The 25,235-nt window shown below is 65.4% G+C and carries 24 protein-coding genes; 12 read left to right on the plus strand and 12 right to left on the minus strand.

The features are described 5' to 3' along the window. The first annotated feature begins 20 nt into the window (after positions 1-20). Together PMI04_RS01325 and PMI04_RS01330 are read left to right on the plus strand one after the other, a co-directional pair. The gene (locus tag PMI04_RS01325; protein WP_007706743.1) at positions 21-836 is read left to right on the plus strand and encodes a hypothetical protein; all 816 of its coding nucleotides are present in this window, start codon (positions 21-23) and stop codon (positions 834-836) included. A gap of 77 nt (positions 837-913) precedes the next feature. Next, positions 914-1,081 carry a hypothetical protein gene (locus PMI04_RS01330; RefSeq protein WP_007706745.1) on the plus strand — a complete coding sequence of 56 codons (168 nt, stop codon included), beginning with the start codon at positions 914-916 and terminating at the stop codon, positions 1,079-1,081. On the opposite strand, the gene PMI04_RS01335 is transcribed toward PMI04_RS01330, so the two are convergent. Next, on the minus strand, positions 1,071-1,997 hold the full coding sequence (locus PMI04_RS01335) for an EamA family transporter (protein WP_007706746.1): 927 nt from the start codon (positions 1,995-1,997) through the stop codon (positions 1,071-1,073). The two genes, PMI04_RS01330 and PMI04_RS01335, sit on opposite strands and share 11 nt — an antisense overlap. Further along, entirely contained in the window at positions 1,987-3,012 is a 1,026-nt protein-coding gene (locus PMI04_RS01340) for a beta-eliminating lyase-related protein (protein ID WP_007706750.1), read from the minus strand. Before PMI04_RS01340 ends, PMI04_RS01335 begins: the two co-directional genes overlap by 11 nt. 154 nt (positions 3,013-3,166) lie before the next feature. Here PMI04_RS01340 and PMI04_RS01345 point away from each other — a divergent pair, with 154 nt between their 5' ends. Further along, positions 3,167-4,258, plus strand: coding sequence for a branched-chain amino acid aminotransferase (locus tag PMI04_RS01345; RefSeq protein WP_007706753.1), 1,092 nt, complete (start codon positions 3,167-3,169; stop codon positions 4,256-4,258). Between the two features lie 110 nt (positions 4,259-4,368). Further along, entirely contained in the window at positions 4,369-5,577 is a 1,209-nt protein-coding gene (locus tag PMI04_RS01350) for an FAD-dependent monooxygenase (RefSeq protein WP_007706756.1), read from the plus strand. Positions 5,578-5,587: 10 nt separating this feature from the next. Here PMI04_RS01350 and PMI04_RS01355 read toward each other — a convergent pair whose 3' ends face one another. Both PMI04_RS01355 and acs read right to left on the minus strand, forming a co-directional pair. Next, positions 5,588-6,100 (minus strand): cytochrome b, encoded by a 513-nt coding sequence (locus PMI04_RS01355; protein ID WP_007706759.1) that lies wholly within the window; start codon positions 6,098-6,100, stop codon positions 5,588-5,590. A gap of 121 nt (positions 6,101-6,221) precedes the next feature. After that, complete coding sequence (acs, locus tag PMI04_RS01360; protein WP_007706760.1) at positions 6,222-8,165, minus strand: acetate--CoA ligase; 1,944 nt, start codon at positions 8,163-8,165, stop codon at positions 6,222-6,224. A 152-nt stretch (positions 8,166-8,317) separates the two neighbouring features. Between acs and PMI04_RS01365 the strand changes: the two genes are divergently transcribed. Beyond that, entirely contained in the window at positions 8,318-8,989 is a 672-nt protein-coding gene (locus PMI04_RS01365; RefSeq protein WP_007706764.1) for a glutathione S-transferase family protein, read from the plus strand. Between the two features lie 16 nt (positions 8,990-9,005). Here PMI04_RS01365 and PMI04_RS01370 read toward each other — a convergent pair whose 3' ends face one another. Both PMI04_RS01370 and PMI04_RS01375 read right to left on the minus strand, forming a co-directional pair. After that, positions 9,006-10,163, minus strand: a complete 1,158-nt coding sequence (locus PMI04_RS01370; RefSeq protein ID WP_007706766.1) for a GGDEF domain-containing protein — start codon at positions 10,161-10,163, stop codon at positions 9,006-9,008. Positions 10,164-10,254: 91 nt separating this feature from the next. After that, the gene (locus PMI04_RS01375) at positions 10,255-11,139 is read right to left on the minus strand and encodes a LysR substrate-binding domain-containing protein (RefSeq protein ID WP_007706770.1); all 885 of its coding nucleotides are present in this window, start codon (positions 11,137-11,139) and stop codon (positions 10,255-10,257) included. Positions 11,140-11,474: 335 nt separating this feature from the next. Between PMI04_RS01375 and PMI04_RS01380 the strand changes: the two genes are divergently transcribed. Then, on the plus strand, positions 11,475-13,763 hold the full coding sequence (locus PMI04_RS01380) for a CDC48 family AAA ATPase (RefSeq protein ID WP_193378287.1): 2,289 nt from the start codon (positions 11,475-11,477) through the stop codon (positions 13,761-13,763). Here the strand turns inward: PMI04_RS01380 and PMI04_RS01385 are convergent. Further along, positions 13,760-14,032 carry a hypothetical protein gene (locus tag PMI04_RS01385; RefSeq protein WP_238535884.1) on the minus strand — a complete coding sequence of 91 codons (273 nt, stop codon included), beginning with the start codon at positions 14,030-14,032 and terminating at the stop codon, positions 13,760-13,762. The two genes, PMI04_RS01380 and PMI04_RS01385, sit on opposite strands and share 4 nt — an antisense overlap. Between PMI04_RS01385 and PMI04_RS01390 the strand changes: the two genes are divergently transcribed. From PMI04_RS01390 to PMI04_RS01400, 3 genes are all read left to right on the plus strand, one after another. After that, a complete protein-coding gene (locus PMI04_RS01390) occupies positions 13,983-14,549 on the plus strand; it encodes a methyltransferase domain-containing protein (RefSeq protein ID WP_238535882.1) in 567 nt (188 codons plus the stop codon). The genes PMI04_RS01385 and PMI04_RS01390 overlap by 50 nt on opposite strands. A 113-nt stretch (positions 14,550-14,662) precedes the next feature. Continuing rightward, positions 14,663-15,763: a helix-turn-helix transcriptional regulator gene (locus PMI04_RS01395; RefSeq protein ID WP_007706796.1), complete on the plus strand. Its 1,101-nt coding sequence runs from the start codon at positions 14,663-14,665 to the stop codon at positions 15,761-15,763. Positions 15,764-16,116: 353 nt separating this feature from the next. Further along, positions 16,117-17,382 (plus strand): glutamate-5-semialdehyde dehydrogenase, encoded by a 1,266-nt coding sequence (locus tag PMI04_RS01400; RefSeq protein ID WP_007706798.1) that lies wholly within the window; start codon positions 16,117-16,119, stop codon positions 17,380-17,382. 117 nt (positions 17,383-17,499) lie between these two features. Here PMI04_RS01400 and kdsA read toward each other — a convergent pair whose 3' ends face one another. Together kdsA and PMI04_RS01410 are read right to left on the minus strand one after the other, a co-directional pair. Further along, positions 17,500-18,327 (minus strand): 3-deoxy-8-phosphooctulonate synthase, encoded by an 828-nt coding sequence (gene kdsA, locus PMI04_RS01405; protein ID WP_007706803.1) that lies wholly within the window; start codon positions 18,325-18,327, stop codon positions 17,500-17,502. 5 nt (positions 18,328-18,332) lie between these two features. Continuing rightward, complete coding sequence (locus PMI04_RS01410; RefSeq protein ID WP_004209421.1) at positions 18,333-18,626, minus strand: hypothetical protein; 294 nt, start codon at positions 18,624-18,626, stop codon at positions 18,333-18,335. Between the two features lie 21 nt (positions 18,627-18,647). Here PMI04_RS01410 and PMI04_RS01415 point away from each other — a divergent pair, with 21 nt between their 5' ends. The 3 genes from PMI04_RS01415 to PMI04_RS01425 all read left to right on the plus strand — a co-directional run bounded on the left by PMI04_RS01415 (position 18,648) and on the right by PMI04_RS01425 (position 21,620). Further along, complete coding sequence (locus PMI04_RS01415) at positions 18,648-19,775, plus strand: hypothetical protein (RefSeq protein ID WP_007706806.1); 1,128 nt, start codon at positions 18,648-18,650, stop codon at positions 19,773-19,775. Then, positions 19,772-21,139 (plus strand): cytochrome P450, encoded by a 1,368-nt coding sequence (locus tag PMI04_RS01420; protein ID WP_007706809.1) that lies wholly within the window; start codon positions 19,772-19,774, stop codon positions 21,137-21,139. Before PMI04_RS01415 ends, PMI04_RS01420 begins: the two co-directional genes overlap by 4 nt. Positions 21,140-21,221: 82 nt before the next feature. Continuing rightward, complete coding sequence (locus PMI04_RS01425) at positions 21,222-21,620, plus strand: Rap1a/Tai family immunity protein (protein WP_157178087.1); 399 nt, start codon at positions 21,222-21,224, stop codon at positions 21,618-21,620. 47 nt (positions 21,621-21,667) lie between these two features. Here the strand turns inward: PMI04_RS01425 and PMI04_RS01430 are convergent, their stop codons facing one another. The 3 genes from PMI04_RS01430 to PMI04_RS01440 are packed head-to-tail and all read right to left on the minus strand — an operon-like array spanning position 21,668 to position 25,232. Continuing rightward, positions 21,668-21,850, minus strand: coding sequence for a hypothetical protein (locus tag PMI04_RS01430; protein ID WP_007706813.1), 183 nt, complete (start codon positions 21,848-21,850; stop codon positions 21,668-21,670). After that, entirely contained in the window at positions 21,847-22,752 is a 906-nt protein-coding gene (locus PMI04_RS01435) for a transglutaminase family protein (RefSeq protein WP_007706815.1), read from the minus strand. Before PMI04_RS01435 ends, PMI04_RS01430 begins: the two co-directional genes overlap by 4 nt. Beyond that, on the minus strand, positions 22,749-25,232 hold the full coding sequence (locus PMI04_RS01440; protein WP_007706818.1) for a circularly permuted type 2 ATP-grasp protein: 2,484 nt from the start codon (positions 25,230-25,232) through the stop codon (positions 22,749-22,751). The genes PMI04_RS01435 and PMI04_RS01440 overlap by 4 nt, the downstream gene beginning before the upstream one ends. Between the last annotated feature and the right edge of the window lie 3 nt (positions 25,233-25,235).

The following is a 25,235-nucleotide window of genomic DNA, read 5'->3' on the forward strand; positions in this document are numbered from 1 at the left end:
CGGTTTAGGGGAGGGCGCTGATGTTGCACATGCTGATCCTCGGCATGGGCTATAGCGCCTCCCGCCTTGCCGCCCGGCTGCGGGCCGAGGGCTGGCAGGTCACCGGCGTCCGCCGCAGCGCCGATGCGGACAATATCGCCTTCGACGACGAGGTCGCCGTCCGCGCTGCCATCGCCGGCGCCACCCATATCCTCTCCTCCGTCCCGCCCGAGGGCGAGGATGACCCCGTCCTCACCCGCTATGGCGCCGCCATCGCCGCCGCGCCGGCGCTGTGGGTCGGCTATCTCTCCTCGACCGGCGTCTATGGCGATGCCGCCGGCGCCTGGGTCGATGAGGCCAGCCCCGTGGGGCAGGGGCGCCGCACTGCCCGCGCCCATGCCGATCTCGCATGGGGCGCCTTGCGGCCCGATGTCCGTCGCTTCCGCCTCCCCGGCATCTATGGTCCCGGTCGCTCCGCGCTTGATCGCGTCCGGGCCGGCAAGGCGCATCGCGTCGCCCTGCCCGGACAAGTGTTCAGCCGGGTCCATGTCGATGATATCGTCGGCGGCATCGTCGCGTCTTTCGATGGCCCGCCTGGCACCTATAATCTCGCCGACGACCGGCCCTGTGCCCAGAATGACGTGATCGCCACGGCCTGCGATCTGCTTGGTCACCCGCTGCCGCCGATGCTGTCGCTGGAACAGGCGGATATTTCGCCCCAGGCGCTGGCTTTCTATGCCGAAAATCGCCGCGTCGCCAATGGCCGGGCGCGCCGATTGCTGGATTGGAAACCCCTTTACCCGACCCATGTCGAAGGGCTAAGGGCCTGTCTTGTGGAAGAAAATCAGCCTTGCTGATCGGTTCGTCGCATGGTTTACGCCCTGTTAACCAGCGCGCCCCGAAAGCGGGATTACCGCATCAACAGGGGTTTGCCATGACCAGCATCGAAAGCATCGACAGGGCCGTTTCCACGCTTGGCGATCGGATAAATGCGCTCGCGATACCGGATCGCGCAACCACGGTGCATGAACCGCTCAGCAGCCTGATCGCCCGCCTCAACATGGCCAAGCTGCGCTACCAGCCCGGCGGCGTCAGGTTCTGACAGTCGACTTGGCGCGCAGCGCGATCACCATCCCGGCGATCGCCAGCAGCGCGCCCGGCACCGCCACTCCGCTCCAGCGATAGCCTTCGGCCAGCGTCGAAATCAGCATCGCGATCACTGGGATCAGCACGCTGGTATAGGCGGCCCGACCCGCGCCCATGCGCTGGATCAGCCCGAAATAGAGCGGGAAGGTCACGACCGACCCCGCCAGCCCCAGCCAGCCTATCCCCAGCAGATAGCCGATCCGCGGCTCGATCACCGGCGGCCCGGTGGTGATCCAGGCAAAGGCGGCGTCGACCCCCGCGCCGATCAGCATCGCCCAGGCCAGCACGGCAATCATCGGCAGCCGCCGGGCGATCTCCATCCCCTGCATCACATTGGCGGTCGATGCGCTCATAAGGCCGGCACAGGCAAAGGCTGCGCCCAACACCACCTTGTCCGGGTCGATCCCGGCAAAGCGATATTCATGCACCAGCATCATGGCGATGCCCGCCGTCGCGATCACCGACCCGCCGATGAAGGCCCGGCTCACCGGCTGGCGATGGAAGATCCAGGCCAGGATGCTGTTGGGGATCAGCAGCATCGCATAGACCACCGCCACCACGCCCGACGTCAGATAGACTTCGGCCCGATAGACGAAATTGAAATTCAGCACGAACTGCGCCGTGCCGAGCAGCGCGGCAAAGACCAGGCCGCTCCGCCCGATATTGAGCGACACGCCGCGCATCCGGGCGAACGCCGCCATCGCCACCCCCGCCAGCAGGAAGCGATAGCAGACCGACCAGCTCGCCGGTACGCTGCCCAACTGGTCGCGGATCACGATCCAGGTCGAACTCCAGATCAGCGTGACGAGGATGAAGGGCAGGGCGATGCCGCCCCGCTCCATCCCGCGCTGCGCGCTGTCGTCAGGCGTCATGATGCCCCAATGCCCGGATCGCGGCGGCCAGTGGGGCAACGCTCTGTGCATCCTGCGACCAATTGGTCACCAGCCGCGCCGCACCCTCGCCCCAGTCATAGAAATCGAAGCCCTGCGCGCGCAGCGTCGCCGCTTCGGCCGGGGTCAGCCAGACGAACAGCTCATTGGCCTCCACCGGGTGCATCAGCCGCCCGGTCGCCGCATCGGCCAGCGCCTGCGCCGCGCCATTGGCGGCGCGGGCATTGTCCAGCCACAGCCCATCCTCGATCATCGCCAATATCTGCGCGGCGAGATAGCGGCCCTTGGAAAACAGGTGCCCCGCCCGCTTGCGCCAGCGCGCCGCTTCCGCCGCGCGCGCATCGGCCTGCGGCCCGAAGAACAGCAGCGCCTCTCCCACCATGCCACCATTCTTGACGCAGCCGAAGGACAGGATGTCGATCCCCGCGCGCCAGGTGACGTCGGCGGGCGCGCAGCCCAGATGCGCCACCGCATTGGCAAAGCGCGCGCCGTCCATGTGGAAGCCCAGGCCATGGGCGCGTGCGATCTCACCCAGCGCCGCGACTTCGTCCGGCGTATAGACCATGCCATATTCGGTCGCATTGGTGATGCTGATCGCCCGCGCCGGCACCTGATGCACATCGGGGCGGATCGCCTTCAGCCGTGCCTCGACCATATCGGGCAACAGCTTGGCGCCGACGCCGGGCAACGCTATCAGGCTGGCGCCATGGGTGTAGAAGCCCGGCGCGCCGCATTCGTCGGCGACGATATGCGCTTCCTCATGGCAGATCACCCCGCCATAGGGCGGGCACAGGCAGGCGAGCGCGATGCTGTTCGCCGCCGTGCCGGTGGCGATCCATTGCGCCTTCACTGGCGTCTCGAACAGATTGGAAAAGGCGCCGTCCAGCCGCGCGCTCCAGGCGTCGCCGTCATAGCCATGGTCGGCATGGTCTGCGGCGGCGATGGCGGCCATCACCTGCGGGCAGATCGGGGTGGCATTGTCCGAAAAGAAGTGCATGGCGCATGCGATACAGGGCGCGCGCTGGGACGGGAAGGGGCCAGCGATCGCATGCTGGCTCTTTATGTTTAAAATGGGTCAGTATATATGACCAATTGTTTCGCAGGGCGGGATGTGACATAGGCGCCCCCGTCCAACCCAAAGGAGACTCATCATGGACGTCGAACAGAAGTCGCGCTTTACCGTCACCCCCAGCAGCAAGGCTGTGGCGGCAGACGCGCGCGCGGTACTTCTGGAGGATCCGGGCTTCGGCCGGCTCTTCACCGACCATATGGTCACCATCCGCTATACCGAGGGGCAGGGCTGGCACAGCCACAGCGTCGGTCCGCGCGAGCCGTTCCAGCTCGATCCGGCCTGCGCCGTGCTCCATTATGCCCAGGAAATCTTCGAAGGCATGAAGGCCTATCGCCTGGCCGACGGCAGCGTCGCCATGTTCCGGCCGGAGGAAAATGCCCGTCGCTTCGCCGAGTCCGCCGAACGCATGGCGATGCCGGCGATCCCGGAAGACCTGTTCCTGGAAGCGGTCGAGCAGTTGGTGAAGATCGACGCGGGCTGGATCCCGTCTGGTGAGGGTAGCCTCTATCTGCGCCCCTTCCTGTTCGCCAGTGAAGCGTTCCTGGGCGTCCGTCCGTCGAACGAGTATATTTTCTGCGTCATCGCCTCGCCCGCCGGCGCCTATTTCAAGGGCGGCAAGAAGGCCGTGACCCTGTGGGTGTCGGAACATTATACTCGCGCCGCCCGCGGCGGCACGGGCGCGGCCAAGTGCGGCGGCAATTATGCCGCGTCGCTGGTCGCGCAGAAGGAAGCGATCAAGCATGGTTGCGACCAGGTCGTCTTCCTCGACGCTGCCGAGAACAAGTGGGTCGAGGAACTGGGCGGCATGAACGTCTTCTTCGTGATGGATGACGGCTCGATCGTCACGCCGCCGCTGACCGGCACCATCCTGCCCGGCATCACCCGCAACTCGATCATCAGCCTCGCCCGCGCCAAGGGGCATGAAGTACGCGAGGAGCCCTACAGCTTCGCCCAGTGGCGCGCCGACGCCGCCAGCGGCAAGCTGCGCGAGGCGTTTGCCTGCGGCACCGCCGCGGTCGTGACGGCGATCGGCACGGTCAAGAGCACCGACGGCGATTTCACCGTCGGCAATGGCGATGGCGGCCTGGTCACCGAAAGCCTGCGCGCCGAACTGACCGGCATCCAGCGCGGCAGCGTGGCCGATCCGGCCGGCTGGGTGCGCACGCTCTGATCTAGATCCGCATTTCCAAAAAGACTCTGAGACAATTTGTCGCCCCCGCTTTCACCCCGAAAGCGGGGGCGATGCTTTTCAAAGCGCGCTCAAGCGCCTAGACAGTCTCCATGCAACGCTTCGACGTCGTCATTCTTGGCGGGGGCCTGGTTGGCCTCACCCTGGGCATCGCTCTTTCGCGCCATGGCGTGCAATGCGCCGTGATCGATCCGGCCGACCCCGTGCAGGCCACGGCCGCCGGTTTCGACGGCCGTGTCTCGGCGATCAGCTCGACCAGCCATGCCATGCTCCAGGCGATCGGCGTCGGCAGGCATCTGGAGGGCAAGGGCTGCCCGATCGACCGCATCTGGGTCAGCGACGGGCTGGAGCCGGGCGCGCTCGATTTCGTGCCGGACGCGGATGACGGCGTGATGGGGACGATGTTCCCCAATCGCGACCTGCGCGTCGCGCTGGCACAGACCGCCGCCGAGGCTGAAAACCTTACCCTCTTCCAGCCCGACCGCGCCGTCCATGTCGATCGCAACGCTGATGGCGTCACCCTGACGCTGCAGAACGGCGCGACGATCCACGGCGCACTGCTGGTCGCGGCGGAGGGGCGCAACAGCCCCACGCGCGAGGCCGCGGGCATCAACACCACCCGCTGGCACTATAAGCACACCGCTATGGTCACCGCGATCGACCATGAGGTGCCGCACGCCAACACCGCCTATGAAATCTTCTATGTCGGCGGCCCGCTCGCGCTGTTGCCGATGCTGCCGGGCACCCGATCCGCCGTGGTCTGGACCGTGCCCACCGATCAGGCGCCGGCGATGCTCAAGCTGTCGGAACGGGCATGGCTCGCCGAAATGCAGAAGCGCATCGGCGGCTTCCTGGGCGAAATCAGCCTGGCCGGCCCGCGTTCCTCCTATCCGCTCGGCTTCCATCATGCCGCGCGCATCACCGACACCCGCCTCGCGCTGGTCGGCGACAGCGCCCATGCCATCCACCCGATCGCCGGACAGGGCCTCAATCTCGGCTTCCGCGACGTGGCGGCACTGGTCGAGGTCTTGGTGGAAGGCATGCGCCTCGGCCTCGATCCGGGCGATGCGCAGTTGCTCGCACGCTACCAGCGCTGGCGCGGCCTCGACACGATGATGACCAGCGTCGCGATGGATGGCCTGGTTCGTCTGTTCGACATTCCCGGCAAGCTGCCCTCGCTCGTCCGCCGCGCCGGCCTTGCCGCCGTGCAGCGCACCAGCCTGCTCAAGAACCGCTTCATGGCCGAAGCCCGCGGCCAGTCCGGCGCCCTCCCGCGCCTGCTCGCCGGCGAGATGGTCTAGCGGCAGGCGGTCACAGCATCCGTCGCAATACCCCGTCCTTCAGCATGAAATGATGGCGCAGCGCCGCCAGGATGTGGACGATGATGAGCGCGCTCCACAGCCAGGGGATCAGTTCATGCGCCTCATGCGATAGGCCGACGATCGCATCGCCCTTGGCCACGCCGAATTTCGGCACGTCGAACAGGAAGAACCAGTTCAAGGGCCGCTCGCCCGCCGACGACATGATCCAGCCGGACAGCGGCACGATCAGCATGAAGGCGTAGAAGGCGAAATGGGTGAGGTTGGCGGCCAGCTTCTCCCAGCCCGGCATCGCGACCGGCAGCGCCGGCGGCTTGTGGGCCAGTCGCCAGCCAATCCGGACCAGCGTCAGCGCCAGCACGGTCAGGCCGATCGACTTGTGGACCGGCATCACCTTCCAGTCCTTGGGCAGGCTGTCATGGGCAAAGCCCAGCCACAGATTGACCAGGATCAGGATCGCGATGATCCAGTGCAACAGGCGGGCGACGGACGTGTAACGGGCCATGGGCTGCTCCTTGTACGGAAGTCTCGCCTGTTCGGTGCGCGCACTACCCCGCCCGCACCGAACAGCTATGTCGAAAGGATACGCACGGGCGCGATAAGTTCCTTATCCGGCGTGCCTTTTCCTATCCCTGACGATTGGCGACCAGATTATCCACCACGGCCGGGTCGGCCAATGTACTAACGTCCCCCAGCGCCTGCGCGGACACTTCGCCCTCGGCGATCTTGCGCAATATGCGGCGCATGATCTTGCCCGACCGGGTCTTGGGCAGGCCGGGCGCGAACTGGATCGCGTCGGGCGTGGCGATCGGGCCGATCTCGGTCCGCACCCATTTCACCAGATCCTTGCGCAAATCGTCGCTCGGTTCCTCGTTCGCGTTCAGCGTGACATAGGCATAGATGCCCTGCCCCTTGATGTCGTGCGGGAAGCCGACCACCGCCGCCTCGGCGACGCTTTCATGCAGCACCAGCGCGCTCTCGACCTCGGCCGTGCCCATGCGGTGGCCCGACACGTTGATGACATCGTCGACCCGGCCGGTGATCCAGTAATAGCCGTCGGCGTCGCGCCGCGCTCCGTCGCCGGTCGTATATTTGCCGGGGAAGGTGGTGAAATAGGTCTGGAAAAAGCGCTCATGGTCGCCCCACACCGTGCGCATCTGGCCAGGCCAGCTACCCGCGATTACCAGATTGCCTTCGGTAGCCCCCTCCTGCACCGCGCCTTCGCCATCGACGATCTGCGGGATGACGCCCGGCATGGGCAGGGTGGCGCTGCCCGGCTTCAGGTCGGTGGCGCCGGGCATCGGCGCGATCATCGCGCCACCGGTCTCGGTCTGCCACCAAGTGTCGATGATCGGGCAGCGGCCTTCGCCGATGACATTGTGATACCAGCGCCAGGCTTCCGGATTGATCGGCTCGCCCACCGTGCCCAGCACGCGCAGCGAGGCGCGGCTGGTCGAATGGACATGGTCGTCGCCCTCCTTCATCAGCGCGCGCAGCGCCGTGGGGGCGGTGAAGATGGTGTGGACCTGATGCTTGTCGACCACTTCCCAGATCCGCGCCGGCGTCGGCCAGTTGGGCACGCCTTCATACATCAGCGTCGTCGCGCCGTTCGCCAGCGGGCCATAGACGATATAGCTGTGACCCGTGACCCAGCCGATGTCGGCCGCGCACCACCAGATGTCGCCGGGCCGATAGTCGAAGCACAGCTCATGCGTCAGGCTCGCCCACAACAGATAGCCGCCGCTGGTATGCAGCACGCCCTTGGGCTTGCCGGTGGAGCCGGAGGTATAGAGGATGAACAGCGGGTCTTCGGCATTCATCGACTCGGGCGGGCAGTCGGGCGACACCCGCGCCGCCGCCTCGTGCAGCCAGATGTCGCGGCCATCCTTCATCCGGATGTCGCCACCGGTCGCCCGCACCACGACTACCTTGCGAACACAGGGCGCCTCGGCCAGCGCCGCGTCGACATTGGCCTTCAACGGCACGGTCTTGCCCGCGCGGCGGCCTTCGTCGGCGGTGATGACGATGGTCGAATCGCAGTCGACCAGGCGGCCGGCCAGCGCCTCGGGCGAAAAGCCACCGAACACGACGCTGTGGATCGCGCCGATCCGCGCACAGGCCAGCAAGGCAAAGGCCGCCTCGGGGATCATCGGCATGTAGATGGTGATCCGGTCGCCCTTCCGCGCGCCGGCGTCCTTCAGCACATTGGCGAGGCGGCAGACTTCCTCATGCACCTGCTTGTAGGTGTAGCGGCGCACCTGCGCATCGGGGCTGTCCGGTTCCCAGATGATCGCGACCTGGTCGCCGCGTGTCGCCAGATGGCGGTCGATGCAGTTGGCGCTGACGTTCAGTTCGCCGTCGGCAAACCATGTGACGCCGAAATCCGCCTCGTTGAAGCTGCTTTCATCGGCCTTGGTCGGCGGCGTGATCCAGTCGAGCCGCCGCGCCCGTTCCAGCCAATAGGCATCGGCATCCTCGATCGAGCGTGCATAGTCGGCGGCGCGGCCTTCCCGGTCGAGCAGGGCGTTGGCGGCCCATTCAGAGGGAACCGGGAAGAAATCGTCAGACATCCAGCTATCCTTTCCTGTGCGCTAAATTCCATGCGCTTGCAGCAGGTTGTAGGGGCCACGCGCCGCCACTTAAAGGGGCGATCCGCGATTATGCGCGTTTCTGTGTTTTTGCGCCTTTCCCGGCGCGCGGCCCGGGCCTAACAGAAGATCATATGTGGCAACTTTTCCAATTTCCGCTCTGTCCCTTCTCCCGCAAGGTCCGTTTGCTGCTCGGCGAAAAGGGCATTGGCTATGATCTGGTGCGCGAATCCCCCTGGGAGATGCGCGACGAGTTCCTGGATCTCAATCCGGCCGGGACGACCCCGGTGGTCGTCGACCAGGAAAAGGGTATCACCCTGATCGACAGCCAGGCGATCTGTGAATATTTCGAGGAAACGGTCGAGAAATTCCCGCTGATCTCCGGCACGGCGGCGGGCCGGGCCGAGGTGCGCCGGCTGACCGCCTTCTTCGACCAGAATTTCTATGGCGATGTCGTGGGACCGCTGCTGCACGAGCGGATGAAGAAACGGCTGGTGGAACGCGCTGCGCCCGATGCCCGGGTCCTGCGCGAAGCGATGCGCCGGGCCAATGTCCATATGGACTATATGGACTATCTGCTCGACCATCGCAGCTGGATGGCCGGCGGGACGCTCAGCCTCGCCGACATCGCGGCGGCGGCGCATCTGTCGGTGGCGGATTATCTGGGCGGTATCGACTGGGCCGGGCATGAACCGGTCAAGCGCTGGTATGCCGGCTTCAAGTCGCGCCCCTCCTTCCGTCCGCTATTGTCGGAACGGATGGAAGTCATCACCCCGCCGGCCCATTATGAGAAGCCGGATTTTTGAAGATGGGTGAGGCGGACTAGTCCGCCTCGGCCGCCAGATAGACGCGGTTGCGGCCATGTTCCTTGGCCAGGTACAGCGCGCGGTCGGCTGCCTTGAGCGCTGCGCGCGGATCGTCATAGGCAAGGACGTTGGCGACGCCTGCGGAGAAGCTGACCCGTTCCATCCGCTCGCCATTGGTGCGGTTGACCAGGCTGCGGGTTGCCAGGTCCTCGCGCACCGCATCGACCGCTTCGCAGGTTTCGGCCGCCGTCTTGCCGCGGAACAGCATGACGAATTCCTCGCCGCCATGGCGGGCGACATGGCATCGGTCGTCGGAAATCTTGGAGAGCAGGCCGGCGACGAACTTGAGCACCCGGTCGCCCGTGTCATGGCCGTGGGTGTCGTTGACCAGCTTGAAATGGTCGATGTCGCAAAAGGCGACGGACAATTGCTCGCCGCGTTCGCGCGCCAGCTGCAGTTCCTCGCGCAGGACAGCTTCAAAGGCGCGGCGGTTGGGCAGGCCGGTCAGATGATCATGCTCGGCGGCGCGGCGGGCGCTCTCCAGGCTGGATTTGAGCGTCTGGGTCTGTTTCTGGCTTTCGCGCAGCTGGTTTTCCACCTGGCGGGTCTTTTCCACCATCGACCGGGTCAGGCCGACCAGTCTGGACAGGATCGGCTCATTGTCGCCACCAGCCTCCAGGCCCTTGGCCTGTTCCTGCAGCGCGGCGCCATAATCCTTGGCGGAATTGCGCGATTCGGTCATCAGGCCGGTAAATTGGGACAGATTCTCCTCGACCTTGTCGAGCATCGAGGCCAGGGCGTCGGGCGTGATCTCATCGGCGCGCTGACTGGCGACTACGGTCTCCATCCACCCGTTGGTGATCTTGCCGCGTTCCATCAGAACGGCCCGCACCGCCTTCTCGACCGTGATGTTCGCACCGGTCAGATAGTCGAGCGCCACGCCGAAATTGAGTGGCGTCAGATCCAGGTCATGCGCAAAGAGGAACTCGCCGATCTCGTCATACAGGCGGCGACGGCGATTGATCTCGCGATTGGCGGCACCGCCGACGCGCGCACGCTGCTCTTCGGTCGTTTCGGAATCTTCCGGTTTGCCTGACAGGCCTCTGGCCCAGCGCGAAAGACGATCGGTCAGCCCGTGATGCGGGCTAGCGGAAGATGATGATGCCCCAGTCATGTCTCCTATAACGGAGAGTCCCGAACAAGGTTAAGGACGGCTTGGAGAAAAGAAGCAGTGGATTGAATCCAATAGCTTTTTTGTCTCCATCCTAGATATTCGCGGCGACCAGCCAGTCCCGGAAGATGCGCACGGCCCGCGTTTGCAGGGCACGCGGGCGGCAGACGAAGAAATAGCGATATGGGCTATCGACCGGAATCGACGGGAACAGGCGCATCAGCCGAGGATCGCCCGATTGTTCGTAATGGCTCGCATGCATCACCGCCACGCCCAGTCCCTGGGCGGCGGCCTCCAGCATCAGCTGGCCCGAATCATAATTGTCGATCGCCAGCGGTTGCAGGTCGGGCAGGCCGGCGGCATCCTTCCAGGCATCGAAGGACAGCGCCATGTCCCGGTGGAGCAGGATCGTCTGTTGGGCCAGCTCTTCGGGTGAATGCAGCGGGTGAGGGCCTTCCGCCAGTTCGCGCCGGCCGATCAGGTAGATTTTCTCATGATCCAGCTCATAGGCGTAGAGCGCCGGATCGATATCCTTGCTGGCCAGCACGATCGCCGCATCCAGCCCCTCGCCCAGGCGGGCGACCGCATGGGGCGTGGTTTCGATGTCGATGTGCAGCTGGGGGTGTTGCTGGCGCAACTTGCCAAGATGGGGAAATAGTCGCTGCGTGGCGAAGAGCGGCATCACGGCCAGACGCAGGCGCAACTGGTTGCCGCCACTCTGGATATTCTCCAGCGCCTGGCTGAGGGAGTCGAGCGCGGGGGCAATGTCGTCCAGCAGCCTCTGCCCTTCGGCATTGATCTCCAGGGCCTGATGCTTGCGGTCGAACAAGGGGCGGCCGATGAAGCGCTCCAGCGCCTGGACGCGCCGGCTCAGCGCCGGAGTCGACAGGGCGAGCTCCTCGGCAGCCGCCTTGACCGAGCCGAGGCGGGCAACCTGAACAAAGGCCTCCAGGGCCGTAAGAGGCGGCAGTCTACGCATAAATGGTCAAAATCTATTAGCCGGTCCGCTGCGTCGCATCATATCCTATTGTCGTGCGGCGCACATTCCGGGTTCAAGCATCCTCTCTGCAATGAGCAGGAAAATGCGACAAATGGCAAGATGCAAAAAATGCAACTCCCCAATTCTTTTCGCACTTGCAATAATACCTCCCGCACTGCACATAGGAAAGGCCTTTCAGGCATCCTCTCCTAAAACTTTCGGGCTGGCCTTCGGGTCGGCCCTTTTTTTGTTTCCGGTCAAACGAACGGCGCCCCCTTTCCCTCCTCCCCGGCGTTACCTATCTTCGTTTCGCAACCACAAGGACGGGGATGGCCATGGCCGATCAGGAGAGCAGCGGACGCAGGATACAGGTGGCCAATGCCCGGCCGGAGGATGCCGGGCGCGGTTTGGCGCGGTTGCCGCTTACCGTCATGACCGAACTGCAACTGGCCGAAGGCGACATGATCGAGATCGTCGGCAAGCGGTCGACGCCGGCGCGGGTCGTGCGACCCTATAAGGAGGATGAGGGACTCGACGTGCTTCGCCTCGACGGGCTTCAGCGTGCCAATGCGGGCGTCGGCTCCGGCGATTTCGTCCAGGTCCGCAAGGTCGACCCGCGCCCGGCCCAGCGCGTTGTGTTCGCACCTGCACAAAATAACCTGCGTCTTCAGGGTAATCCCGATGCGCTCAAGCGGGTTTTCTTCCAGCGGCCTTTGACGGCAGGCGATGTCGTGGCGACGGCCGGCCAGCAACAGGTGCCGCCGGGCGACATGCCGCCCCAACTGCGACAGATGCTGGCGGCGCCCGCCTATGCGCTGCAGGAAATCCGCCTGATCGTGGTGTCGACCGTGCCCAAGGGCATCGTCCATATCGACGCGGATACGGAGGTCGAGCTGCGCGCGGAATATGAGGAACCACGCGAATCCCGCCGCGCCGATGTGACCTATGACGATGTCGGCGGCATGGCGGACACGATCGACCAGCTGCGCGAGATGGTGGAACTGCCGCTGCGCTATCCCGAATTGTTCGAGCGGCTGGGCGTCGATCCGCCCAAGGGGGTGATGCTCCATGGTCCGCCGGGCACCGGCAAGACTCGCCTTGCCCGCGCCGTCGCCAATGAATCGGAGGCCGAATTCTTCCTCATCAACGGGCCGGAGATCATGGGATCGGCCTATGGCGAGTCCGAAAAGAAGCTGCGCGAGATATTCGAGGAAGCGGCCAAGGCCGCGCCTTCGATCCTGTTCATCGACGAGATCGATTCGATCGCGCCCAAGCGTGGCCAGGTCACCGGGGAAACCGAAAAGCGACTGGTAGCGCAGCTGTTGACGCTGATGGATGGGCTTGAACCGCGTACCAATCTGGTCGTCATCGCCGCCACCAACCGGCCCGAGGCGATTGACGAGGCGCTCCGCCGGCCCGGCCGCTTCGACCGCGAGATCGTGGTCGGCGTGCCCGACGAACGCGGCCGGCGCGAGATATTGGGCATCCATACCCGTGGCATGCCGCTCGGCGACCGGGTCGACCTCGCCGAACTGGCACGCATGACCTATGGCTTTGTCGGTGCCGATCTTGCCGCGCTCACCCGCGAGGCCGCGATCGAGACGGTGCGTCGCTTCATGCCCCGCCTCAATCTGGAGGATGGCACTATCCCGCCCGATGTGCTGGAGGAACTGAGCGTCACGCGCGAGGATTTCCTGTCGGCGATCAAGCGGGTCCAGCCTTCCGCCATGCGCGAGGTGATGGTGCAGGCGCCCAATATCGGCTGGTCTGACATTGGCGGGCTGGGCGATGCGCAGATGCGCCTCAAGGAAGGGGTGGAGCTGCCGCTCAAGGATCCCGATGCCTTCCGCCGTATCGGCATTCGGCCGGCCAAGGGCTTCCTGCTCTATGGCCCGCCCGGTACGGGCAAGACCTTGCTGGCCAAGGCGGTCGCGCGCGAGGCGCAGGCGAACTTCATCGCCACCAAGTCGAGCGACCTCCTCTCCAAATGGTATGGCGAAAGCGAACAGCAGATTGCCCGCCTGTTCGCCCGCGCGCGCCAGGTGGCGCCGACGGTCATCTTCATCGACGAACTGGACAGCTTGGTCCCCGCCCGGGGCGGTGGCCTGGGCGAACCGGCGGTGACCGAACGGGTGGTCAACACCATCCTGGCCGAGATGGACGGGCTGGAGGAACTGCAGTCGGTGGTCGTCATCGGCGCCACCAACCGGCCGACCCTGGTCGATCCGGCGCTGTTGCGGCCGGGCCGGTTCGACGAGCTCATTTATGTGCCCGTTCCCGACCAGGCCGGGCGACGGCATATCCTGGCGATCCATACCGCCAAGATGCCGCTGGCCGCGGATGTCGATCTGGATCTGCTGGCGGCCCGTACCGAGCGCTTCACCGGCGCGGATCTGGAGGATCTGTCCCGCCGGGCCGGCCTCATCGCCCTGCGCCAGTCACTCGGCATCGAAGCGGTCACCATGGCCCATTTTGAAGCCGCGCTCGACGATACAAGGGCGTCGGTAACGCCTGAAATGGAGCGTGAATATGAGCAGATTCAGGCGACCTTGAAGCAAAGCGCGATGCAGATCGATCCGATCGGTTTCGTCTCGCCCGGGATGCTGCGCGCCCGCGAGAGCTAGGATAAGCGCTTCAGCGCGCGGCCAATGGAGTGAACCCATCCGCTGGCCGCGCGTTTCCTTGCCATGGCGCGCAATGCCGCTTGCCAGCGGCCGCCAATTTTGCGACGCCGCGAGGAATAGTCACACAGGCGGATATTGATGGCCTCCACTCCCTTTAAGGACAAGAAGAATACGGTGTCGAAGCCTAGGCAAGGCACCTCCTTTATCGGCCAGTGGGCCATGTTCTTCCGACAGTTCGTTAAACATCCCGGCATGATCGGTTCGGTCATCCCCTCCTCGCCGACGCTGGTCGCGCGCATGCTCGATGGCGTCGATTGGCAGCGCACCCGCCTGTTCGTCGAATATGGCCCGGGGCTGGGTACCTTCACCCATTCGATCCTGGAACGGCTGCATCCCGATGCGACCCTGCTGGCGATCGACCTCAATCTCGATTTTGTGGCCTATCTGGAATCGGAAATCCGTGATCCCCGTCTGCGCGTGGTCCATGGTTCGGCTGCCGACGTTCGCCGCTTCGTGATGGAAGCCGGCTATCAGCAGGCGGACTATGTCCTCTCGGGCATACCCTTCTCGACCCTGCCCGATGGCGTGGGTGACGCCATTTGCGCTGAAACCCGCTCGATCTTGCGCAACGGCGGTGCATTCCTCGTCTATCAATATTCGCGTTATGTCCGCCGGCTGCTGGATCCGCTGTTTGATCAGGTCAGCGACGAACTGGAATGGCGCAACATTCCGCCCTGTCGCCTGTTTCACGCCATCAAGGCAGAGGCGTTGGCCAAAGCGGCCTGAATCTGTCTAATCTGCATCAATATGGCCGTTGTCCGGCCGTTTTGTCGGGATCTGTCATTTGACACGCCCTTGATATTGGGCAAGCCTTTTCCGGGGGGAAAAGGGGTTTCGACATGGCGTCATACGCCGAAGGCAATGATCCGTGGGCCGATCTCTTCCTGTCGGCTGCGCTTGAGCCGGATCGATGGGACGATGCGATCCGGGCGATGGCACAGGCGACCGGCTCCCGGCATGGCCAATTGATCGGATTTGGTCCCGGGGCGGTCGCGTTCAACTGGATCAGCGATATTGACGACGGCATCATCGCCAAGACGGCGGTGATCGATACGGGGTCGCCCGATCTCAATTTCCGCGTCGCTGCCGATGCTATCCCCAATCGGCCGGATGTCGTGCACGAGGCGCATTACGACATGGCGCGCCAGACCCTGCGCAGCGATGACTATCTCGATCTGTGCGCCGATTATGACATTTTCGACGGATGCCAGACCCGCTTGTTGCGCGGTTCCGATATGATGATCGGTCTGGCGCTGCTGCGCGATCGCAAGGATGGCCGGACGAGTCAGGACCAACGCGATCTGTTCGCCCATATTGCGGGCCATGCGCGCACGGCGGTCCAGCTCCAGCGGGCAATCGAGCAACAGGGCTTCGCGCTGCTGGCCGGCACGTTCGAGGCCATGGACCGGGCATGCTGGCTGCTCGATGCGACCGGTCGGGTCAGCGGCATGACGCCGCGGGCCGAGGATATTCTGTCGACCAGCCGCATTCGCCTTGCCGATCGCTGGCTGGCGAGCGACCGGGCGGATGAAACCCGCGCGATCCTGCGGTCGGTGCGGGCGGTGGTCGATGCCCCGGCTCGCGTGGCCGATCCCATTGCCCTTGCGGATGATGAGGGTGGCGTCGGCATCATGCTCGAATTTTATCCGTTGCCGGCGCGGCCCTGGTCATTGCCGTTCGCCCCGCGTGCGATCGTGGTGGCGCGGGTGGGGGCGCCGACGGATCGCCATGTTCGTCTGCTGATGCGCATCTTTCGCCTCACCCCGGCCGAGGCCGATATTGCGATGCACCTTGCGGCGGGATTGTCGCGGGCGGAAATCGCCCGCCGGCGAGCGGTGTCGACGGAGACGCTCAAAGTCCAGCTACGCAGCATCTACGACAAGACGGGATGCAGTCGGGAGTCGCAGCTCGTCCGCATCGTCGGGCTGATCAGCAGCTGATCATTGCGGATAATATGTAATTTTAACCAGGCTTACCCCCTTTGGGGTATGTGCGGCGGCGATACAGCGCGTAGGTCGGCGGACGGAGGCAAGATTCTCTTGCCCGCCGGCGGCCGATCCATATGCGACCCATGGGTCGGCCGCCGGCAATCCCGTTGCTTCGCCAGGGTTCCGTTCCGCGACATTTTCGTGCTAAGCCGCTGCCGGATTTGAAGCATCATGCGAAAAAGTGGGCGAGCCGGAGTCGAGTACCTCCAGCTCGGGTTTTTCGCTTCAAACGATGCGACAACCAAAAGATGGATCACGCGACCTGCGTTGGATTTGACGCAGCGCGCGTTAGCGCGAGATTACCGATGAACGACCTGACGCAGACCCCCGAAATGCTGATCGCGCAGATGGGCGCGCGTGCGCGCCGCGCCGCCGCCCTGCTCGCGCCAGCCGGGGACGCGCAGAAGGTCGATGCGCTGCGCCGCGCGGCCCAGGCCCTGCGGGATCAGGCGCCCGCCATCCTCGCGGCCAATGCGCGCGACATGGACAATGGCATCGACAATGGCCTGTCCGCCGCGATGCTCGACCGGCTGCGGCTGGACGCGGACCGGATCGCCGCCATGGCCGCCGGCGTGGATCAGGTCGCGACGCTTGACAATCCGCTCGGCAGCGTGATCGACAGCAGCCTGCGGCCCAATGGTCTGGAACTCAGCCGGGTGCGCGTGCCGCTGGGCGTCATCGGCATCATCTATGAAAGCCGCCCCAACGTCACCGCCGACGCCGCTGCGCTGTGCCTGCGCGCCGGCAACGCCGTGATCCTGCGCGGCGGCAGCGAGGCGAAGGAAAGCAACCGCGCCATCCACGCCGCCATGGCAGAGGGGATCGCCGCCGCCGGCCTGCCCGCCGAAGCGGTGCAGCTTGTCCCCACCACCGATCGCGCGGTGGTCGGCGCGCTGCTGCGGGCGTCGGATTTCGTCGACCTGATCGTGCCGCGCGGCGGCAAGAGCCTGGTCGCGCGCGTGCAGGAGGAAGCGCGGGTGCCGGTGCTCGCCCATCTGGACGGCATCAATCACAGCTATGTCGACGGCGCCGCCGATCCCGCCATGGCGGAAAGCCTGGTGCTCAATGCCAAGCTGCGCCGGACCGGCGTCTGCGGCTCGACCGAAACGGTGCTGATCGACCGGGCCTACGCCCATGCCCCCGCGCTGGTGAAGGCGCTGCTCGACGCCAAGTGCGAAGTGCGCGGCGATGACGCGGTGCAGGCGATGGACGATCGCGTGCTTGCCGCATCGGACGAGGATTGGGACACCGAATATCTCGACGCCATCGTCTCGATCCGGCTGGTCGACGGCGTGGAAGAGGCGATCGCCCATATCGCCGCCCATGCCAGCCACCATACCGATGCGATCATCACCGAGGATGCGGCGGTGGCCGAACGCTTCCTCAATGCGGTCGACAGCGCGATCGTGATGTGGAACGCCTCGACCCAGTTCGCCGATGGCGGCGAGTTCGGCCTCGGCGCGGAAATCGGCATCTCGACCGGCCGCCTCCACGCCCGCGGTCCGGTCGCGCTCGAAGGGCTCACCACCTATAAATGGATCGTCCGCGGTCGCGGCCAGGCCCGACCCTAGGGGCCTTTTTCCGTTCGGGCTGAGCGAAGTCGAAGCCTCTGCCTGAGCTTGGCGAAGGCTTCGACTTCGCTCAGCCTTTTCCTTCGACAAGCTCAGGACGAACGGAGAGCGGGAAACCTACCCCTTCACCACCGTATCGATCGCCTTCAACTGCTTCAGCATCGGCCCGACCCAGTCGAGCTTCAGCATCACCGGCCCGTCCGACGGCGCATTGTCCGGGTCTTCATGCGCTTCGGCGAAGATCGCCGCCACGCCGGCCGCCACCGCGCTGCGCGCCAGCAGCGGCGCATAGTCGCGCTGGCCACCGGAGGCCGATCCCAGTCCGCCGGGCTGCTGCACCGAATGGGTGGCGTCGAACACCACCGGATAGCCCGTCTCCGCCATCACCGGCAGCGCGCGCATGTCGCTGACCAGCGTATTATAGCCGAAACTCGCGCCGCGCTCGGTCAGCAATATGCGCTCATTGCCGGTCGACGCGACCTTCTGCGCCACCGCCGCCATGTCCCAGGGGGCCAGGAACTGCCCCTTCTTGACGTTGATCACCGCGCCGGTCTTCCCCGCCGCGATCAGCAGGTCGGTCTGGCGGCAGAGAAAGGCCGGGATCTGCAGGATATCCACCGCCTGCGCCGCCGCCTCGACCTGTTCGGGGCCATGAATGTCGGTCAGCACCGGGCAGCCCAGCGTCGCCTTCACCTCGGCCAGGATCGCCAGCCCCGCATCGATGCCGACGCCGCGCTTGCCCGATACCGACGTGCGGTTCGCCTTGTCGAAGCTGCTCTTGAAGATGAAGGGCACGCCCGCATCCGCCGCCGCCTTGGCCAGCGCATCGGCCATGAACAGCGCATGGTCGCGGCTTTCGATCTGGCAGGGGCCGGAAATCAGGACGAAGGGCAGGTCGTTGCCGAAGGTGACCGGGCCGACCTTCACATGCTTGGGATCGCTCATGCCGCTCACTTGGGCGCCTTTGCGAAGCGGCGCAACAATTGTCCGCGCCACAGACCCTTGCCGGGATGATAATTCCAGCAGAACCAGCCAAAGGTCAGGCAGGCGAGCAGCGAGGGCAAAGCCATTGGGTCGCCATTGGCCTTCATATGGCGATAGAAGGTCATGTCGGCGCGCCAGCGGTCGCGTTCGCTGCCGCCGCCATTGATGCCGTACATATTGTCATGCTTCCTGCAACCGACATTCCGGTTGTATTTGCGATGGTCTATGAAATAGCAGTAGTCGCGTTCGGGCGTGGTCATGTCCCGATTAGGACCGGGGCAGTGCAGAAATTCAAGCGTAAAGTCTTTTATCTGGGTGGTTTCGATCCGCGCGGCGTCCGTTTCTATCACCAGCTCTATCGCGATCAGGCGGCCCGCTACACCGCGCTGACCGGCGACGCGGTGGAGGTCAGCGCGCGCCGCGCCGGCCCGGCCAACTCGGCGATCTGGACCGTCGCCAACGCCAGTGCCGGGGTCGAGACCGACTATGAATATCTCCGCTGGGAAGATTTGATCGGCAAGGTCTGGATTCGCCATCCCTTCACCCTCGCCTGGCGCGCTGCCCGTGCCTATGCCGGCCATGCCCGGCTGATGCAGTTCGGCCGGATGCGCAAATTGCGCCGCGGTCCGGTCATCACCATCCTCTATCCGCCGATCCTGGCCGTGCTGATCCCGCTGCTGCTGGCGCTGGTCCCGGCGCTGCTGCTGTCGCTCCTGCTGCCCTTCTGGGCCAGTGCGCTGGTCGGCATCGGCATCAGTGCCTTCTTCTCCGGCCGCATCCTCGACAAGCTGGTCGTGCCCTGGCTGCTGCGCTTCATGACCTATCATGGCGCGCTCGCGGCCGACGGGCCGGGCGACGAGCTTAATGCCCGGCTCGACCAGTTCGCCGCCCGCATCGCGGCGGAGCTGGACGGCGACTGGGACGAGGTCCAACTCGTCACCCACAGCGCCGGCACCATATTGGGCATGAGCCTGATGCGCCGCATCTTCGCGCTGCGCGGCGCCGCGCCGCTGCCCGACCATTTCGTCATGGTCGGCATGGGGCAGGTGGTGCCGGTGATCGGCCTGCGCCGCGACGCGCGCTGGTATCATGCCGATCTCAAGGCCCTGTCCGACCAGCATTTCCGCTATGTCGACATCAGCTCGCCGCCCGACGGCGCGGCCTATTACAACGTCAATCCGCTGCGCCTTGTCGCCGATCAATTTGCCGCGCGGGTGGACATGCTATCGCCGCGTTTCCATCTCTTCTACGAGCCGGAAAATTATCACGGGGGCTGGTCCAACAAATATGAGGCGCATTTCGATTATCTCAGGGTCGGCGACCGCCTGTCGCCGCTGGATTTCGTGAGCCTGACCGCCGGCCGCCGCACCGTGGACGAGGCTGTCGCCGCCTTCCGGACGATCCCATGAGCACGCCCTTCACGCCCCCCTATCCCGAGCCGCCCAAGGACAAGCGCGGCCTCTTCAAACGTTTCCTGCGTGGCTGGCACAGCTGGATCCATGTGCTGTTCGACAAAAGCTATACGATGAAGATGGGCGAAATCCGCATGCCCGGCCGCATCATGTATATCGCCAACGAACTGCCGCTGGTGGACAGGATCCTCAAGGGCGGCACCGCCTTCCCAAAGCATAGCGAACTGGTCCGCAATCTCGATCCGCTGATCGGCAATTCGGTCTTCTCCGCCAATGGTGAGGATTGGGAAAGCCAGCGGGCGATGGTCAATCCCGCCTTCGCCCATACCGCGCTCAATCGCTCCATGCCGCTGATGGTCGCCGCCGCCGACGATCTGCTCGCCCGGCTCGATGCCGCCGATCGGTCAAAGCCGGTCGATATCGACCCGATGATGACCCATGTCGCGGCCGACATCATCTTCCGCACCCTCTTCTCGCAGACGCTGGACGAGGAACGCTCCAACATCATCCACACCGCCTTCGGCCGGTTCCAGCGGCTCGCCCATTCCGCCTCGATGCTGCGCCTCTACGGCATCCCCGCCGGCTGGTTCGAGAAGCGCTCGAAAGGCCCGGCCCGCGCCATCCATGACGTGTTCCGCCCGATCGTCGAAGCCCGCTACGAGGGCTATCATGGCCGGGGCGAGGCGCCCCATCGCGACATTCTCCAGTCGCTGATCGAGGTGCAGGATGCGCAGACCGGCGCCCATTTCACCTGCGAACAGGTGATGGAACAGGTCTCGACCATCTTCCTTGCCGGTCATGAAACCTCGGCCAGCACCATGACCTGGGCGCTCTACATGCTCGCCGAATGCGCCCATATCCAGGATCGGGTCCGCGTCGAAGTGGCCGGCATCGCCGGAGCCGAAGCGCTGACCGCGCCAATGCTCAAGGATATGAGCCATGTTCGCAACATCTTCCGCGAAACGCTGCGCCTCTATCCGCCGGTCGCCTTCTTCCCGCGCGAAGTCACCTGCCCGATGGAAATGCGCGACAAGAGCCTTGAAGAAGGATCGATGCTGGTCGTCGCGCCCTGGCTGACCCAGCGCAACAAGGATAATTGGGCCTGCCCGCACGCCTTCGATCCCGACCGTTTCGATGATCCGGCCAATGCCGACATGGTGAAACAGGCCTGGTTCCCCTTCGGCCGCGGCCCGCGCGTCTGCGTCGGCGCCGGCTTCGCCCAGCAGGAGGTGATGACTGTGATCGCCTCGGTCATCCGCCGCTACAGGCTGACCATGCCCGCCGGCTTCAAACCCGAACCCATCAGCCGCCTCACCATCCGCCCAAGGACCGGCATGAAACTGTTGTTCGAGCGGGAGTGAGGACGGCCATATTCTCATCTGTTCGATCTGGCAGACTTGAGCCAGTTTGCCGCTTTTAATGATATACTATTGGGATCAACTGATGATTCTTGCCGTCGCCATTTCGATACCGTTGATTGCATTAGCCCAAGTGACCGATGTTAACGCGGAACCGAGTACAGACCTGATCGCTCAATGTCGGCAGGAGCAAGTTGAGAAGCGCACCGCTCGTTGTTCTGCCGATATTTCGCATATTCAGCGGTTATTTATGACCAAGTTTTACCGTGAACGTTTAGCGCCTCCGTTTTGTGTGCCGGAGGGCAGCCATCCGGCAACCCGCAGAGATGCGTTGCTGTTGGAGATTAATGAGCGGCCTCGGTTAGAAAAACTGTCCAAGGTGATGCTGGTTTTTGAAGTTTCCAAACGGCGGTTTCCATGCCCTAAGGGCAATAGTTGGTCACCCTATTATGTTATGGGGACGAAGGCTTTGGAGGTGCGCTAGACCGTTCTTGGGTTAAAGTTCCTGCCATGGCCGGTTGATGGCGTCGATCACTTCCCACCCTGAGCGGCCGGCAATTCCACCTGTACCTGCGTCGGGATCGGCGCGGCCATGATCGCGATCCCCGCGACGATCCCCAGCACGCCCCACACCCAGCGCTTCGCGCGCAAATCCATGACGCCGCGCGCCAGGCAGTAAAGGCCGGCCAGGACCAGGATGATGGCGGCGATCATGCGACTTCCTCTTTTGCTGTCTCGTCCTCGGGCACGACATCGACGGCAACGCTGATGCTCTGGCCCGATCCGCCGACGAACAGCCCGTCCATCGGCGCGACATCGGCATAGTCGCGGCCCATGGCGATGAACAGATGATCCTCGCCGGTGATGACGCCATTGGTGGGGTCGAAGCCGATCCAGCCGCGCGTCGGCCCGCACCACAGCATCACCCAGGCATGCATGGCGTCGGCGCCGACCAGCCGGGGCATGCCCGGCGGCGGATAGGTGCGCAGATAGCCGCTGACATAAGCGGCAGGCAGGCCGACGAGGCGCAGCGCCACCACCATCACATGGGCGAAATCCTGGCACACGCCGTGGCGTGCGGCAAAGGCGTCGGCCACCGGCGTCCCGGCATCGGTGGCGCTGGGGTCATAGGCAAATTCCGCCTTGATCCGCTGCGCGAGTTCCCATGCAGCCGCGACGATCGGCCGATCGGGCGCCAGCATCGCGCCCGCCCAGCTACCGATCGCGTCCAGCATCGGCGCGCGGGGCGAGGCATAGAGGAATTGCGCGGGGGCAGAGGCGCTGATGTCGCGATCCGCCAGCGCCGCGCGCGCCACCATGGCGATGCTGGGGTCGTCCGCCTGCGGCTGGATCGGCGCGCCGCCCGTCACCCCGGCGCGGAACCGGCTCTCGATCGTCAGTTGCCGCAATGGCTGGTCGATCACCAGTCGCTCGACATGCACCGGCCAGGCGCCCGGCCGCGCCTCGATCGACAGCGGCGCGGGATCGACGCTCAAGGCATAGTCGGCGGTCCATTGCCCGGCCCAGGCCATCGGCCGCAGCCGCAGATTGAAGCGGGCGACCCGCACCGGCGCGCTATAGCGTAATATGCTTTTGTGCCGGACATGGTAGATCATGACAGCAGTTCTGCGCCCTCGACCTTTTCCGTCTTGCGGACCTGCAGGAAATAGCGCTGGCCGATCGCGTCGGACAAGGCGAGCAGCCGGCTTTCGATATCGGTCAGCGCCGCCATGGTCAGCATGTCGCCGGTCAGCGGCGCCAGCGTCGCCGCCAGCGCGCCCGCCAACCGCTGCGGTTCCTCCGGCAGGCCGTCGCCGCGCAGCGTGGGCAGGGCAGCGACATGTTCGGCGATGCGCTGCGCCTGATAGGCGATCGAGCGGGGATTCTGCGGCTCCAGCGCGACCAGATCGCGCACCGGCGGCAGCGACGGGCCGGTCAAATAGCGGTTGCGATAGCTGATCTGGCTGTCATGCAGGTCGAGCAGCACGGTCAGGTCGTCGGCCGACGCCCAGTCGCTGCCCAGCAGCAATGTCAGCCGGCATCCGGTGATCGCCCGCTCGATCCGCCGCCCCATGTCATGGAAGCGCCAGCCCTCGGTGCGTGCCATATTCTCCGCCGCCAGCCCCGACAGCGCCGAAATCCGCTCGATCATGCGCGATGCCGCGTCCAGCAGCGTCTCGGTCACCGCCCCGTCGAAGGCGGGCAGCGGCAGGCGCACCAACCGCCAGAAATCGGTCGCCAGCCTGTCGCGCAGCCCCTCGCCGATATTGGCGGCCACGCCCATCAGCGCGCGCACGCTGCCCGGCCGGCGCGCATCGCCCAGCGCCTGCGCGCACAGCGCGCCGACCGGCTGCGCCGCGTTTCCGGTGGCCCCCCACAGCGCCAGCTGCCCCGCCAGTCGCGCCATGGTCGGCGAATCCGACGACGGCCCCATATCGACCTCAATCGATTCGCCCACCACCGCGCGGATCACGCGCAGCGTCATTTCGGTCCGTTCGATATAGCGGCCCAGCCAATAGAGATTGTCCGCCGCCTTGGCCGGCAACAGCCCGCCGATCCGCCGGATCGCCGGCGCGCCGCCATCGCCCAGCAGCGTGTCGGGCGGCACCGGCTGGCTGTCGATCACGCACATGTCGGCCGACATGTCGCCTTCGCCCATCAGCGCGGCGCGGATATCGCCATGGGCGGCCAGCCGCGCGAAGGCGCCCGGCATGATCCGCCATTGCCCGAGGCCATCGCGCGCCACGAACACGCGCAGGGTGAAGGGCAGGGGGGCCAGCCGCCCGCCGACGATCGCCGGGGTGGTGGACAGCTTCACCACTTCCTGCCCGACATAGTCCATCGGCCGCCGCGCCATTGCCTCCAGCAAGGTCGCGCGCTGGTCCGCGTCCAGCGTCGATCCCTGCACCGATCGCGCCGGGCCAAGCCCCGCCGCATCCCGGTCGAACGCTGAAGCCACCAGCAATGCGTCCAGATGGCCGGTCACATGGCCGCGCTCACGCTCCTGTCCGCACCACCAGGTGGCGATATTGGGCAGCAGCAATTCGGTGCCCAGCAGGGCCTTGGCCAGTTGCGGCAGGAAGGCGGCAAAGGCGCGCGCCTCGATCACGCCCGCGCCCGGCCAATTGCTGACCATCAGCCCGCCGCGCGCGCAGGCATCATACAGGTCGGGCACGCCGATCCGCGATTCCCCGTCGAACGCCAGCGGGTCGAGGAAGCGGCTGTCCATCCAGCGCCACAGCCCGTCGATCCGCTTCAGCCCCTCGATCGTGCGCACGAACAGGCGGCCGTCGCTGACGATCAGGTCATCGCCCTCGACCAGCATCAGGCCCAGATAGCGGGCCAGATGCGCCTGTTCGGCATAGCTCTGGTTGAACCGGCCCGGCGTCAGCAGGCCGATGCGCGGATCGGCGCGCTGGCAATCGACCGCCAGGCCCCGGCGCAGGTCGGCGAAGAAGGGCGCCAGCCGCCGCGTGTTCATCGCACCCAGCAGGTCGCCGGTCGCGCGCGACAGCGCCAGCCTGTTCTCCAGCGCATAGCCGACGCCGACGGGCGTGCGCACCCGGTCGGCCAGCACGCGCCATTCGCCGTCCGGCCCGCGCCCCAGATCGGCGGCATAGAAATGGAGATAATGGCCGCGCGGTGGCGCCGCCCCGGTCATCACCCGCCAATAATGCGGGCTGCCGGTCACCACCGCGGCGGGCAGCTTGCCCTCGCGCACCAGGCTCTGGCCGCTGTAGATGTCGCTGATCACCCGCTCCAGCAGCTCGGCCCGCTGCATCAGCCCCTGTTCGATCCGGGTCCATTCGCCCGCGCCGATCAGCATCGGGATCGGGCTCAGCGGCCAGGGCCGTTCCTGCTCGTCGCCGGTCAGGCGGAATGCCAGGCCCAGATCCTGCGCCTGCCGCTCGACATTGCCGGCCAGCGTCGCCGGATCGCCCTGTCCCTGTTCCGACAATCGATCCAGCATCGCCCGCCAGCGGGGCGCCATCTCCGCCGGCGCCCCGGCGAACAGGTCGCCGCCCGACGCGCGCGCCAGATAGTCGCCGGCCCAGCCGGACGCTTCGAGACCCGGCAGGACAGGCGAGTCGGTCATCGT

The organism is Sphingobium sp. AP49, assembly GCF_000281715.2.
Classification (GTDB): domain Bacteria; phylum Pseudomonadota; class Alphaproteobacteria; order Sphingomonadales; family Sphingomonadaceae; genus Sphingobium.